This is a genomic window from Methylobacterium sp. PvP105 (assembly GCF_017876975.1).
In the GTDB taxonomy this organism is placed as follows: domain Bacteria; phylum Pseudomonadota; class Alphaproteobacteria; order Rhizobiales; family Beijerinckiaceae; genus Methylobacterium; species Methylobacterium radiotolerans.
The window spans coordinates 4,942,726-4,956,063 of sequence record NZ_JAGIPA010000001.1; the positions used below are offsets into that span (position 1 = coordinate 4,942,726).

The window sequence follows — 13,338 nt, forward strand, 5'->3', positions numbered from 1 at the left end:
GCAGCGGCGCCCGGCCGAAGGCCGGGCCACACGGCAGTCGCGATCGCATCGGGGACGGACGCCCTCTGGCCCGGTCCGACGTGACCGACATCCCGACCCTCTTCCTGAAGCACCCGGACTGGCACGTGATGTACGATCGCGATGCCGATCAGGCGCAGGCGACGGGTCGGGCTACCGGCCGGTGCCCATCGCCTCGAACGGCGCGCTCTGACCGTCCGGCGCTTCGTGCCACCGGATCAGGGCGGCCAGATCCACGACCCCGCCGGGCCACGCGACGCCCGCGAGGTGCCGATGCGGCCGCTCCGGCTCGCCGAGATCCGAGACAGCCGAGAAGGCGCCGTCGAGCCGGTGGCTCTCGGTGTACCGGCTCCGGGTCGCCAGGACCGGCAGACCGGCGGAACGGGCCGAGCTGATGCCGGCGGCCGAATCCTCGAAGGCCACCGCCTCGGAGGCCGGGATGCCCAGACCGGCGAGCGCCAGCAGGAAGACGTCGGGTGCGGGCTTCTTGCGGCTCGCCTCGTCGCCGGCCGCGATCACGTCGAAGGGCGCGGCGCCCGGCGGGAAGTTGGCGGCGAGCAGCCGGTCGACGTTCGGGCGGCTCGTCGTGGTGGCCACGGCGAGCCGGATTCCCGCCGCCCGGGCCTCGGCGATCAGCCGGGCGATCCCGGGACGCAGCGGCAGGCCGTGCTGCGCGACGAGGTCGCCGTAGGCGCGCGTCTTGCGGGCGTGGATCTCCGGCGCGCGCGCGTGGAGCGCCTCCGCGTCCGCCGGGTGCGCGCTGTCGATGAAGTGGGCGAGCCGCTCCTTGCCGCCCATGACGGCCAGCAGGTCGGCGTAGAGCGCCTCGTCCCACCGCCAGGGCAGGCCGAGCTCCGCGAAGGCGCGGTTGAACGCCTGCCGGTGCAGATCCTCCGTCTCGGCGAGGGTCCCGTCGACGTCGAAGATCAGCGCCCTCAGCACGACAGGTCGCGACCGGAGGCGCCCTCCGCGCCCTCGCGGATCGCCGCGATGCGCTCGGCGTAGGCGTCCGGGCCGCCGCTGAACACGGCGTTGCCGGCAACGAACGTGTCGGCCCCGGCGCGGCTCGCGACCTTCACGGTCTCGGGATCGATCCCGCCGTCGACCTGGATGCGGATGTCCCGGCCCGCCACCATGGCGCGCACCCGCGCCACCGATTCCATCGCGCCCTTGACGAAGCTCTGGCCGCCGAAGCCGGGATTGACGGTCATCACCAGCACGAGATCCACGAGGTCGAGCACCGGCTCGACCATGGCGGCCGGCGTACCCGGGTTGATCGCCACGCCGGCGCGCTTGCCGAGGTCGCGGATGGTCTGAAGCGAGCGGTGGATGTGCGGCCCGGCCTCGGCGTGGACCGTGATGCCGTCGGCGCCGGCCTGCGCGAACGCCGCCAGGTACGGATCCGCTGGCGCGATCATCAGGTGCACGTCGAAGTATTTCTGGGTGTGGGGCCGGAGCGCCTTCACCACCGGCGGCCCGAAGGTGATGTTGGGCACGAAATGGCCGTCCATCACGTCGAGGTGGATCCAGTCGGCCCCGGCCGCGTCCACGGCGCGCGTCTCCTCGGCGAGCTTCGAGAAGTCGGCGGACAGGATCGACGGGGCGATGACGGGTGCGAGCATGGGAGGCTTTCGGGATCGGCTCAGGCCAGCCGGCGGCGGCGCTCGACGAGCTGCATGATCATCGGTGTCAGGATCAGCTGCATCGCCAGGTCGAGCTTGCCGCCGGGGATCACGATGGAGTTGGCCCGGCTCATGAAACTGTCGTGAATCATGGAGACGAGATACGAGAAGTCGATCCCCTTCGGGTCCTTGAAGCGGATCACGACCATCGATTCGTCGGCGGTGGGAATCCAGCGGGCGATGAACGGGTTCGACGTGTCGACCGTCGGCACCCGCTGGAAGTTGATGTCGGTGAACGAGAATTGCGGGCAGATGGTCTGCACGTAGTCGGGCATGCGCCGCAGGATCACGTCGGTCACCGCCTCGGTGGAGTAGCCGCGGAACGAGCGGTCCCGGTGCAGCTTCTGGATCCATTCGAGGTTGATCACCGGCACGACGCCGATCTTCAGGTCGGCGTAGCGGGCGATGTCGACGTCCTGATCGGCGACGCAGCCGTGCAGGCCCTCGTAGAACAGCAGGTCGGAATCGGGGGGGAACGTCTCCCAGTCCGAGAAACTGCCCTCCGGGATGCCGTAGACCTGCGCGTCGTGCTGATCGTGGGCGTAGTGACGGGTCCGGCCCGTCCCGGACTCGGCGTAGCTGCGGAACACCGCCTCCAGCTCGGGCAGGAGGTTGGCCCGCGGCGCGAAGTGGGACAGTGTCGGCTCGTTCGCCATCATCGCCCGCATCGTGTCGCGGTCGAAGGCGTGGAAGCCGTCCCCCTCGATGAAGACCGCCCGCACGTCCTCGCGGCGGAAGATCTGCTCGAAGGTGTTGCGCACCGAGGTGGTCCCGGCCCCGGAGGAGCCGGTCACCGAGATGATGGGGTGCCGCGCCGACATGCCTTTACGACTTCACGGTGCGGTTATGACCGCATCAGGCCGCGCTGGCCGAAGAGCGGCGAGCGGCCGGCATCGGGCTTGCCGCCGGCATAGTAGGTGGCGACGCACGTCACCTCCTCGGTGGAGCCGCAGACCAGCGGCGCCCGCTCGTGGATGCCGTTGGCCACGATGTCGAGGATGCGGGTCTGGCCGTCGGTGGCGGCGCCCCCGGCCTGCTCGACCAGCATCGCCACGGGGGCGACCTCGTAGAGCAGCCGCAGGCGGCCGCGGGCGTAGTTCTTCCGGGCATCGCCCGGATAGAGGAACACGCCGCCGCGGGTCAGAACGCGCTGGATGTCGGCCACCAGGGAGGCGAGCCAGCGCATGTTGTAGTCCTTGTCGCGCGGCCCCTCGGTGCCGCGCTGGCAATCCTCGATATAGGCCTTCACCGGGGCGTCCCAGTGCCGGGCGTTCGAGGCGTTGATGGCGAACTCCTTGGTGGAGGCCGGCACCGACATGGCCGGGCTCGTCAGCTTGAACCGGCCCTCGGCACGGTCGAGCACGTAGGACTGGGTGCCCTCGCCGAGCGTCAGGATCAGCGCGGTGGCCGGGCCGTAGGTGACGAAGCCCGCGGCGATCTGCGTCGAGCCGGGGGTCGTGAACGAGGCCAGCGGGTTCGCGGGATCCTTGATCGACGGCCGGATGCCGAAGATCATCCCGACGGCCATGTTCACGCCGATGTTGGAGGAGCCGTCGAGGGGGTCGATGGCGACGGCCAGAGGCGCGTCCGGGTTCAGGCGCATCACCTCCTCGGCCTCCTCGGAGGCGACCTCGGCGACCGGGGCGCCCCGCAGCGCCGCGGTCACGCTCTCGTGGGCGATGACGTCGAGGGCCTTCTGGACGTCGCCGTCGCTGTTGTGATCGCCGGCCGCCGCGAGGTCGCCGCCGAGCGCGCCGCGCCCGATCCGCTCGCTGATCTCCACCGCCGACCGCGCCACGGCCGCGACCACCGCGGCGGCGTCCTTCAGCGCCGGATTGGCGTCCACGGCCTGCGCCAGGCAGGTCTCGAGGGGGGTCCCGATCGCCGCTGAAATTGCCATCGGCCTACTCCTCCTGCTCGGATCCCGTCCGCCGGGATCGCGCGTTCCGCGCCGGCTCTGTAGCGGCCGCCTCGCTGCCAGGATAGCGGTCTCTGCCGCCGGATCGACAGGAACCCGCGGCCGGGCCTTCAAGATTTCTGTGCGATCTTGTGCCATAGGACGAAAAAAACGAGATGTCCGCCGAGAAATCCGCCATGCGCAACCTCTCCCTCAAGCAGCTTCAGGCGGTCGCTGCCGTGGCCCGCCTCGGCACCATGACCCGGGCTGCGCAGGAGCTGAACGTCACCTCGGCCGCCCTCTATGCGCGCATCCGACAGCTCGAGGAGGAGGCCGGTCTGCTGCTGTTCGACCGGACGCCGGGCGGCCTCAAGCCGACGGATGCCGGCCGCGAGATGCTCTGGGCGATCGACAGCATCAACACGGTGCTGGAGACCTGCACCGACCGCCTGCGCACCCTGCGCGGCGCGGAGGGCGGGCGCGTGGCACTGGGCGTCGTCTCCACCGCCAAGTACTTCGCCCCGCAGGTGATCGCGGGCTTCGTCAAGAAGCACCCCGGCGTCGAGATCAGCCTGTCGGTGCGCAACCGCGGCCAGACCGTGGAGGCACTCCGCGGCTACGAGATCGACTTCGCCCTGATGGGCCGCCCGCCCCGGGACTTCCCGATCGAGGCCGCCACGTTCGGGCCGCACCCGATCGTGCTGATCGCGCCGCCGGGCCATCCCCTGGCGGGCAGGACCGACCTGAACCGCGAGGACCTCGCCGACCAGCCGTTCTTCCTGCGCGAGGAGGGCTCGGGCACCCGCATGGTCTTCGAGGAGTTCATGAGCGGCGTCCTGGTCAAGCGGGCGCCGCTGGACATCGACACCGGGTCGAACGAGACCATCAAGCAGGCGGTGATGGCCGGGCTCGGGATCGCGCTGCTCTCGGTGCATTCCGTGGCGGCCGAGCTGGAGAGCGGGCGCCTCGTCCTCCTCAACGTCAGGGGCCTGCCGATCCGGCGCGACTGGTACGCGGTCCGGCGCGCCGACAAGGTGCTGGGTCCGGCCGCCTCCGCGGTCTGGTCCTACCTGATGTCGGAGGGCGCGCGCAGCCTCCCGGGCGTCGCCCAGAGCGGTCTCGTGCCGGCGGGAGCCAGGGCGTGAGCGCCGGCGTCGTCGTGGCCGGGGCCGGGCAGGCCGGCTTCCAGCTCGCCGCCTCCCTGCGGGAGGGCGGGTTCGGGGACCCGATCACCCTGGTGGGCGACGAGGCCGCCCTGCCCTACCAGCGGCCGCCCCTCTCGAAGGCCTACCTCGCCGGCAAGACCGACCAGGAGGGCCTGTTCCTGCGCCCGCCCGGCTTCTTCGCCGAGCACGCCGTCGCGCACCGTCCGGGGCTCCGCGCCGTCGCGATCGACCGGGATGCGCGCCGCCTGCAGCTCTCGGACGGCACCGACCTCCCTTACGACCACCTCGTGCTCGCCACCGGCGCGCGCAACCGCCCCCTGCCGGTCCCGGGCGCCGAGCTCGCGGGCGTGCGCCAGCTGCGCGGCCTCGCGGATGCCGACGCCCTCAAGGAATCGCTCGCGACGGCCCGGGCCATCGTGGTCGTCGGGGCCGGCTTCATCGGGCTCGAATTCGCCGCCGTCGCGGCCGCGCGCGGCCTCCCGGTGACGGTGATCGAGGCGGCCGAGCGGCCCATGGCCCGGGCGGTCTCGTCCGAGATGGGCGCGTTCTTCCGCCGCGCCCACGCGGCGATGGGCGTGCGCTTCGCCTTCGGGGCCGGCGTGACGGCGATCGTCGGGCGGGACGGCCGCGCCGCCGGCGTCGCCCTGGCGGACGGACGGGAACTCGCGGCCGACCTGATCCTCGTGGGGATCGGCGTCCTGCCGAACCGGGAACTCGCCGCGGAGGCCGGCCTGCCGGCCGAGGACGGCGTGCGGGTCGACGCGTTCCTGGCGACGCCCGACCCGGCCATCTCGGCGATCGGCGACTGCGCCCGCTTCCCCATCCCCTTCGCCCGCGGGCTGACGCCGGACGGGACGGTGCGGATCGAGTCCGTGCAGAACGCCATCGACCAGGGCCGCTGCCTCGCGGCGCGGCTCACCGGCAAGCCCGCCTCCTACGGCGCGCTGCCGTGGTTCTGGAGCGACCAGGGTCCCCACAAGCTGCAGATCGCCGGCCTGTCGGGGCCCGGCGATGCCAGCGTCGTCCGCGGGACCGGCGACGCCTTCTCGGTCTTCCGCTTCCGCGACGGGCACCTGAGCGCGGTGGAATCCGTCGACCGGGCGGGCGACCACATGATCGCGCGGCGCCTGCTCACGGCCGGAACGCCGCTGACGCCCGACCAGGCGGCCGATCCGGACTTCGACCTGAAAGGTCTGGCGCTGCGGCGGCCCTGACCTCAGCCGGGGAACGCCACCGGCGCCGGCTTCTGCCGCAGGGCGATGGCCGTGGCGATCCCGAGCGCCAGGATGGTGACGGCGCACCCCAGGAGCGCCCCGAGCTGGCCGAGCCGGAGCAGCGCCTGCCCGATCACCGCGACGCCGAGCGCCTGACCGCAGAAGAACGAGAAGGCGTGGAGCGCCACCGCGGAGGCGCGGGCCTTGGGCGCGACCTCGGTGACCTGCGTCTGGTAGGTGTTGTGCAGCATGTAGAAGCCGAGGCCCATGGCGGTGAGCGCGGCGCAGTCGACCTGCCAGGAGCCCGCGAGCCCGACCACGGTGAGCGATGCGCCGCAGATCAGCCCGCCGCCGATCAGCATCCGCGGCAGGCCGAGCAGCCGCACCAGCAGCCCGACGAGCGCCGAGTAGAGCAGGCCGCCGACCGCGAACCCCGCCAGGACCAGACCGGCCTCGCGCGGGCCACCCTCCCCCCGCGCCTCGATCAGCGGCGCGAGATGCGGGAACACGCCGAAGATCGCGATCGCCTCGATGAACACCGCCGCGAACAGCACCCGCGCCCGCGGATTGCGCAGGATCGTCCGGTAGCGCGTCACCGCCTCGCCGAAGGCGGGGCGGCGGGCCGGGGCCCGGCCGGCCCGGTCGAAGCCGAAGACGGTCGCCGCACAGGCCAGGGCCGCCACCGCGGCGGTGACCGCGAAGACGCCGCGCCAGCCGATCGCCGCCTCGATCAGGCCCGCGAAGGTCGAGCCCGAGAGCTGGCCGAGGATCACCGCCACGAGGAAGCGCCCGATCGCCACCTGACGGCTCTCCATCGGCACCCGGTCGCCCAGGAGCGCCAGCGAGAGCGGGATGCAGCCGCCCGCGGCCGCCCCCGCCAGCATGCGCAGGCCGAACAGGCTGCCGATATCCGGCGCGACGCTGCACAGCGTCAGCGCGACGGCGAGCACCGCGAGGCAGGTGCTCATCACCCGCTCCTTGCCGAGCGCGTCGCCGATCGGGCCGAGCACCGGCTGGATGAAGGCGTAGGGCAACGCGAAGGCGGTGGAGAGGAGCGCCACCGTGTGGGCGTCGCTCGCGAGATCCCGCGCGAGCACGCCGACCAGGGGCTCGACCGAGCGGAGCGCGAAGGTGCTTCCGAACCCCGCGCAGGCCAGCACGAGGATCAGCCGCGGGATCGACGTGGCCGGCGGCGCGGAGACGGCCGCACGGGACGAGAGAGCCGGCTCTGTGCTGTCGGTCATGGCACGCTTCGCGACGCGGGCGGGATCAGACTCGCGGCATCGCATCTCCCTCGCCGGAGCGGAACCCCGCCGCGCGACAGATCAGTGCGCGTAGAACGCGGGATCCGAATTGTCGGTCGGGTGCGCGAAGGCCCAGCGCAGGGCCGACGACAGCGGCACGTTGTAGTTGAGGCCGCGCGGCGGCACGGGCCTCAGGAACCAGCGGTCGTACAGCGCCGTGATCTCGGGGCTCCGGTAGAGATCGGCCGTCGCCCGGTCGACCACCGCCTTGAAGGCCGGGTCGTCCTTGCGCAGCATGATCCCGTAGGGCTCCGGGTTGGACAGGGTCTCCTCGCTGACCACGTAGGCGGCGGGCTCTTTGGACTGGGCCGCGATCACGCTGAGTTGCACGTCGTCCATGACGAAGGCCGCCGCCCGGCCGGTCTCGACCATGAGGAATCCCTCCGGGACGTCCTTGGCGGCGATCACCGTGATGCCGAGCTTGCGCTCGTTGTTGGCCTTGATCAGCATCAGGATGTTGGTCGAGCCGGCGACCGACGAGACCGTCTTGCCGCGCAGGTCGTCCAGGCCGGCGATGTGCTGGTCCTTGCGGGACACGAAGCGGGTCGCCGTCAGGAAGTGCGTGTTGGTGAAGTCGACCTGCTTCTTGCGCTCGGCGTTGTTGGTGGTCGTCCCGCACTCGAGATCGACCGTGCCGTTGGTCATCAGCGGGATGCGGGACGACGAGTTGACGAACTCCATCCCGACCTCGAGGCCCGGCATCTTCAGCTCGCGCTTCACCGCGTCGGCGATCCTCAGGCAGATGTCGACCGCGAAGCCGACGACCTTCTGGTTCTGGTCCAGGTAGCTGAACGGCGTGGCGGTATCGCGCACGCCGAGGACCAGCCTGTTGTTGTCGTGGATCTTCTTGAGCGTGCCGGTGAGCTCGGCGGACTCGGCAGGGGCGGCGAGAAGGAGCGCGGCGAGGAGGGGAGCGAGCAGACGCATGGGCCGACGGGTTCCGGACGCGCGAGGGGGCCGCCCGGCGGAGTGAGCCGGCGGCGGGAGACCGGACCGCGCGCCGGAACCGCCCCCCGGCCCGAGCCCCAGCAAGAGTCCGGCCGCGCTCAGGCGGGCGCGGCCGCCTGGTGCGCCTCGGCGAGCTGCGCGTCCGCGGCCGCGACCTTCCGGGAGGCCGGGCGGGACCGGATGCGCTCCACGTAGGCGCTCAGCACCGGATCGGGCGCGACGAGGCCGAAGCCCGTCGTCCAGCCGAGGGCGCCGCCCCACAGCACGTCGGCGGCGCTGAAGCGCGCGCCGAGCAGGTACGGGCCGGGCGTCAGGGCCTCCCTCACCCGCGCGATGACGCTGTCGTAATCGGCGTAGGCCGACATGGCGCGCGGGCCCGGCTCCCGCTGAAGGTACCGGTCGATCACCGCCGGCTCGAAGCAGGAGCCGTAGAACACCATCCAGCGCAGGTAGGTGGCCCGGTCGGGCTCGGTCGGCGCCGGGGCGAGCCCCGCCTCGGGGAACAGGTCGGCGAGGTAGAGGTAGACGGCCGCCTGCTCGGTCACCAGGGCGTCGCCGTGGCGGATCGCCGGCACCTTCGCCATCGGGTTGACGGCGCGGTAGGCGTCCTGGAGATGCTCGCCGGCGCGCATGTTGAGCGCGTGCAGCCGGTACGGGACGCCGAGTTCCTCGAGCAGCACGCGCACGCCCGACGAGCGGGTATTGGGCGAATGATAGAGCTCGATGTCAGGCATACTGGCCGTTCCGTCCCGTCCGAGGATTGTCGATTCGTGGGCGTGCACGCTCTTACCGGCGAACCGACGGGTCAACCGCGGACCGGAGCGCCACTTCTCCAGGGACCGGAATCGCGGCAGGAACGTTGGGCGATTGTGCGTTGCCGCGCGTTGGGCATCCGGCCGGCACGACGCGAGCCGGGGGTTACGAGTTCTGATGGCGAAGATTCTGCTGGTCGAGGACCACGAAGAGATCTGGGATTTCCTCTCCCGGCGCCTCAAGCGGCGCGGCTACGAGGTGATCCTCGCGCATGACGGCGAGGCCGGCGTCCGGCAGGCCCGCTCGGGCCAGCCCGACGTGATCCTCCTCGACATGAACCTGCCGGTCCTCGACGGCTGGTCGGTCGCCCGGACGCTGAAATCCGGCACCGACACGCGGGCGATCCCGATCATCGCGCTGACGGCCCACGCCATGTCGGGCGACCGCGACAAGGCGATCCAGGCGGGCTGCGACGACTACCACCCGAAGCCCGTCGATTTCTCGAAGCTGCTGAGCCAGATCAGCGCCGCCCTGGGCGAGACCGCGCAGGCGAGCTGACCCGCGACGGACGCGCGACCTGTGGCCCCGAGACCCGATGTGAGTGGAGCGTGTCCGTGAGCGAGGATCCCGTCACTGCCCAGCGCCTGCGGCAGGGCCTGCCGATCTTCGTTGCGCTGGCGTCGATCCTCCTCGTCGTCGCCACGATGGCGGCCCTGTACCTGGCGCGCGAGATCCTCGTGCCGGTGACGCTGGCGATCCTTCTGAGCTTCGTCCTCGTGCCGGCGGTGCGCGTGCTGCGGCGGCTGCGCGTGCCCCGCGCCCCGGCGGTCCTGCTGGTGGTGGTGATCGTCTTCGGCGCCCTGTTCGGCATCGGCAGCCTGATCGCCAGCGAGGCGTCCCAGCTCGCCTCCGACCTGCCGCGCTACACCCAGGTGATGCGCACCAAGATCAAGGATCTGCGCGGGGCGACGGCCGGGACCGGCACGCTCTCGCGGATCGTCGACATGGTGCAGGATCTCAGCGCCACCCTGCAGCCGCCGCCGGCCGCGGAGGTCCGCGGCGAGCCCGGATCGCGCACGCATCCCCTGACGGTCGAGCTCACCCCCGCCCGCGCCAGCGTCGTCGACACGCTTCAGACCTTCGCGGGCCCGATCCTGCACCCGCTGGCCACGACGGGCCTGATCCTGATCTTCACGATCTTCATCCTGCTCCAGCGCGAGGACCTGCGGAACCGGGCGATCCGGCTCGCCGGCGGCTCGGGCGATCTGCGGCGCACGACGGCGGCGATCGACGACGCCACGAGCCGGCTGAGCCGCTTCTTCCTGGCCCAGCTCGCCCTCAACATCGCCTTCGGCCTCGTCATCGGCCTCGGACTCTGGGTGATCGGCGTCCCGAGCCCGACCCTGTTCGGCGTCCTCGCGGCGATCCTCCGCTTCGTGCCCTACATCGGCGCGGCGATCAGCGCCCTGCTGCCGCTGATCCTGGCCGCCGCCGTCGATCCCGGCTGGAGCATGGTGATCGCCACCGCGGCCCTGTTCCTCGTGGTCGAGCCGATCTGCGGCCACGTGGTCGAGCCGCTGCTCTACGGACACTCCACCGGCCTCTCGCCGGTCGCCGTCATCCTGGCGGCGACGATCTGGACGTTCCTTTGGGGGCCGATCGGCCTCGTGCTGGCCACGCCGCTCACCGTGTGCCTGGTGGTGCTGGGCCGGCACGTGGAGCGGCTCTGGTACCTCGACGTGCTGCTCGGCGATCAGCCCGCGCTGTCGCCGCCCGAGATCTTCTACCAGCGCATGCTGGCCGGCGACCCGGTGGAGGCGATCGACCAGGGCTGGCAGTTCCTGAAGGAACGCGCCCTCGTCACCTACTACGACGAGGTCGCCCTCGCGGGCCTGCTGCTGGCGCAGGAGGATCTGTCGCGCGGCACCCTGGACCGCGCGCGGCAGGAGGAGGTCGGCGCGGCGATCCGGACGGTGGTGGACCGCCTCGGCACGGCACCGGTCGGCCGCCGGTCCCGGCGGGGATCCGGCCGGGGGCCCGACACCGAGACCGCGGCGGCGCTGGCGGCCGTCGGACCCGACCGGCAGGTGGCCGGCATCGTCCTCGAGCGCGAGGACCTCGCGCCGAACTGGCGCAGCGCGACGCCGGTCCTGTGCGTGTCGAGCCGCGGCCCATTCGACGAGGCGGCGACGCTGATGCTGAGCCAGATCCTCGCGCGCCACGGGCTGGCCTCGCAGATCCTGTCCATGGCGGCGATCCGCGCCGGGGAGCGGCCCGAGAACCCGGACGGCCTCGCGCTGATCTGCTTCTCCTACCTGGAGCCGGTGAGCCTGTCGCAGATCCGGTTCACCGTCCGGCAGGCCCGGGCCGCGGTGCCGGGCGTCCGCATCATGGTCGGCTTCTGGCGGGAGCGCGATCCGGCGACGCTGGAGCGGCTGCGCCGAGCGACCTCGGCGGATTTTCTCGTGACGTCGCTCAACGAGGCGCTGTCGGCGGTGCTGGGCGCCTGCCGTGAACCCGCGCCGCCCCGGCTCGTCCCGGCGCCCGTGGGCACGCCCTCCGAGGCGGCGCGGCCCGCCGCGGCATGAGCTCGTCGCGCGACACCGCCGCTGGGGATACAAGGTCGACTTCGGCCGTCCGGCCGCTAATCTCGCGCACGCATTTCGTGATCGACCGCGCGCAGAGGTCTTTCCCGGCCTGGAAGGTGACGACCGCCTCGCATGTCTGAGACGCCAGAAACGCCGCCCTCCGGGCCGAGTCCGCCGATCCGGGACAGCGCCCCGAGCGACATCAGCGACCGCAAGAGCGACATCTTCTTCGCGGCCGTCGAGACGACGCGGATGCCGATGATCGTCACCGATCCGCGCCAGCCCGACAACCCGATCATCTTCGCCAACCGGGCATTCCTGGCGATGACCGGCTACACGCCGGAAGAGCTGATCGGGCGCAACTGCCGCTTCCTCCAGGGTCCCGACACCGATCGCGACAGCGTCGCGCAGGTCCGCGCGGCGATCGCCGAGAAGCGGGAATTCGCCACCGAGATCCTGAACTACCGCAAGAACGGCTCGACGTTCTGGAACGCCCTGTTCGTCTCTCCGGTCTACAATGCCGACGGCGAGCTCGTGTACTACTTCGGTTCGCAGCTCGACGTCTCGCGCCGCCGCGACGCCGAGGAGGCGCTGGGTCAGGCCCAGAAGATGGAGGCACTCGGCCAGCTCACCGGCGGCATCGCGCACGATTTCAACAACCTGCTGCAGGTGATCGTCGGCTACGTCGACATCCTGGCGGCCGGCCTGGAGAAGCCCGACGCCGACCGCGCGCGGCTCGGCCGCGCCACCGAGAACATCCGGCAGGCGGCCGAGCGCGCCACGACGCTGACGCAGCAATTGCTGGCCTTCGCCCGCAAGCAGCGGCTGGACGGACGCGCGGTCAACCTCAACACCCTGATCGAGGGCATGGGCGAGATGGTCGCCCGCTCGGTGGGCGAGGCCGTGAAGGTCGAACTCGATCTCGCGCCGGATCTCTGGAACTGCCGCGTCGACCCGACCCAGGCCGAGGTCGCGATCCTGAACGTCCTGATCAACGCCCGCGACGCGATGCCGGAGGGCGGCACCGTCCGGATCTCCACCGAGAACAGCGAGGTCGCCTCGCGCGGTCGCGAGATCGGGCCGCTGCGCGACGGCCGCTACGTCAGCATCGCCATCAAGGACACCGGCACCGGCATCCCGCCCGCCGTGCTCGCCCGGGTGATGGACCCGTTCTTCACCACCAAGGAGGAGGGCAAGGGCACGGGCCTCGGCCTGTCGATGGTCTACGGATTCGCCAAGCAGTCGGGGGGCGCCGCGCAGATCGAGTCGGCGGTGGGGGCCGGCACGACGGTGCGCCTGTCGTTCCCCGCGACCGACGGCGACGTCAACGCGCCCGCGAAGGTCTCGCTGCGGGCCGTGGACCGCCAGGGCACCGAGACGATCCTGATCGTCGACGACCGCGAGGACGTGGCCGAACTCGCCCGCACGATCCTGCGGGACTTCGGCTACACGACGCTGGTGGCGAGCAACGCCCGCGAGGCGCTGGAGATCCTGGACTCGAGCGGGAAGGTCGATCTGCTCTTCACCGACCTGATCATGCCGGGGGGCATGAACGGGGTGCTGCTGGCCCGCGAGGCCCGGCGCCGCCAGCCCAAGCTCAAGGTCCTGCTCGCGACGGGCTACGCGGAGGCGAGCCTGGAGCGAACCGATATCGGCGGCTCGGAGTTTGATCTCCTGAACAAGCCCTACCGTCGCACGGAGCTGATCCGCCGCGTGCGCGCGATCCTCGACGGTCCGACCGGCGTGGGCTGAGCTTCGGGAGACGGCC

The 13,338-nt window shown here is 71.8% G+C and carries 12 protein-coding genes; 5 read left to right on the forward strand and 7 right to left on the reverse strand.

The genetic code is table 11. The features are described 5' to 3' along the window. Positions 1-171 precede the first annotated feature (171 nt). The 4 genes from J3A75_RS24185 to J3A75_RS24200 are packed head-to-tail and all read right to left on the reverse strand — an operon-like array spanning position 172 to position 3,600. Positions 172-960: an HAD-IA family hydrolase gene (locus J3A75_RS24185; RefSeq protein ID WP_012320493.1), complete on the reverse strand. Its 789-nt coding sequence runs from the start codon at positions 958-960 to the stop codon at positions 172-174. Then, positions 954-1,640, reverse strand: a complete 687-nt coding sequence (gene rpe, locus J3A75_RS24190) for a ribulose-phosphate 3-epimerase (protein ID WP_012320494.1) — start codon at positions 1,638-1,640, stop codon at positions 954-956. The genes J3A75_RS24185 and rpe overlap by 7 nt, the downstream gene beginning before the upstream one ends. Positions 1,641-1,660: 20 nt before the next feature. Beyond that, the gene (locus J3A75_RS24195) at positions 1,661-2,521 is read right to left on the reverse strand and encodes a phosphoribulokinase (protein WP_024829249.1); all 861 of its coding nucleotides are present in this window, start codon (positions 2,519-2,521) and stop codon (positions 1,661-1,663) included. 23 nt (positions 2,522-2,544) lie between these two features. Continuing rightward, complete coding sequence (locus J3A75_RS24200) at positions 2,545-3,600, reverse strand: class 1 fructose-bisphosphatase (protein ID WP_070999969.1); 1,056 nt, start codon at positions 3,598-3,600, stop codon at positions 2,545-2,547. Between the two features lie 194 nt (positions 3,601-3,794). On the opposite strand from J3A75_RS24200, the gene J3A75_RS24205 reads away from it, so the two are divergent. Then, the gene (locus J3A75_RS24205) at positions 3,795-4,742 is read left to right on the forward strand and encodes a LysR family transcriptional regulator (protein WP_024829247.1); all 948 of its coding nucleotides are present in this window, start codon (positions 3,795-3,797) and stop codon (positions 4,740-4,742) included. Next, positions 4,739-5,977 (forward strand): NAD(P)/FAD-dependent oxidoreductase, encoded by a 1,239-nt coding sequence (locus J3A75_RS24210; protein WP_024829246.1) that lies wholly within the window; start codon positions 4,739-4,741, stop codon positions 5,975-5,977. Before J3A75_RS24205 ends, J3A75_RS24210 begins: the two co-directional genes overlap by 4 nt. A 2-nt stretch (positions 5,978-5,979) precedes the next feature. Here the strand turns inward: J3A75_RS24210 and J3A75_RS24215 are convergent, their stop codons facing one another. The 3 genes from J3A75_RS24215 to J3A75_RS24225 all read right to left on the reverse strand — a co-directional run bounded on the left by J3A75_RS24215 (position 5,980) and on the right by J3A75_RS24225 (position 8,963). Then, entirely contained in the window at positions 5,980-7,221 is a 1,242-nt protein-coding gene (locus J3A75_RS24215; RefSeq protein WP_024829245.1) for an MFS transporter, read from the reverse strand. 81 nt (positions 7,222-7,302) lie between these two features. Continuing rightward, positions 7,303-8,208: an amino acid ABC transporter substrate-binding protein gene (locus J3A75_RS24220; RefSeq protein WP_012320500.1), complete on the reverse strand. Its 906-nt coding sequence runs from the start codon at positions 8,206-8,208 to the stop codon at positions 7,303-7,305. A 119-nt stretch (positions 8,209-8,327) separates the two neighbouring features. Continuing rightward, on the reverse strand, positions 8,328-8,963 hold the full coding sequence (locus J3A75_RS24225) for a glutathione S-transferase family protein (protein ID WP_024829243.1): 636 nt from the start codon (positions 8,961-8,963) through the stop codon (positions 8,328-8,330). Between the two features lie 196 nt (positions 8,964-9,159). Here J3A75_RS24225 and J3A75_RS24230 point away from each other — a divergent pair, with 196 nt between their 5' ends. The 3 genes from J3A75_RS24230 to J3A75_RS24240 all read left to right on the forward strand — a co-directional run bounded on the left by J3A75_RS24230 (position 9,160) and on the right by J3A75_RS24240 (position 13,322). After that, the gene (locus tag J3A75_RS24230; RefSeq protein ID WP_012320502.1) at positions 9,160-9,540 is read left to right on the forward strand and encodes a response regulator; all 381 of its coding nucleotides are present in this window, start codon (positions 9,160-9,162) and stop codon (positions 9,538-9,540) included. Between the two features lie 56 nt (positions 9,541-9,596). Continuing rightward, complete coding sequence (locus J3A75_RS24235) at positions 9,597-11,570, forward strand: AI-2E family transporter (RefSeq protein WP_070999970.1); 1,974 nt, start codon at positions 9,597-9,599, stop codon at positions 11,568-11,570. Between the two features lie 132 nt (positions 11,571-11,702). Continuing rightward, positions 11,703-13,322, forward strand: a complete 1,620-nt coding sequence (locus tag J3A75_RS24240; RefSeq protein ID WP_070999971.1) for a hybrid sensor histidine kinase/response regulator — start codon at positions 11,703-11,705, stop codon at positions 13,320-13,322. Positions 13,323-13,338: the final 16 nt, after the last annotated feature.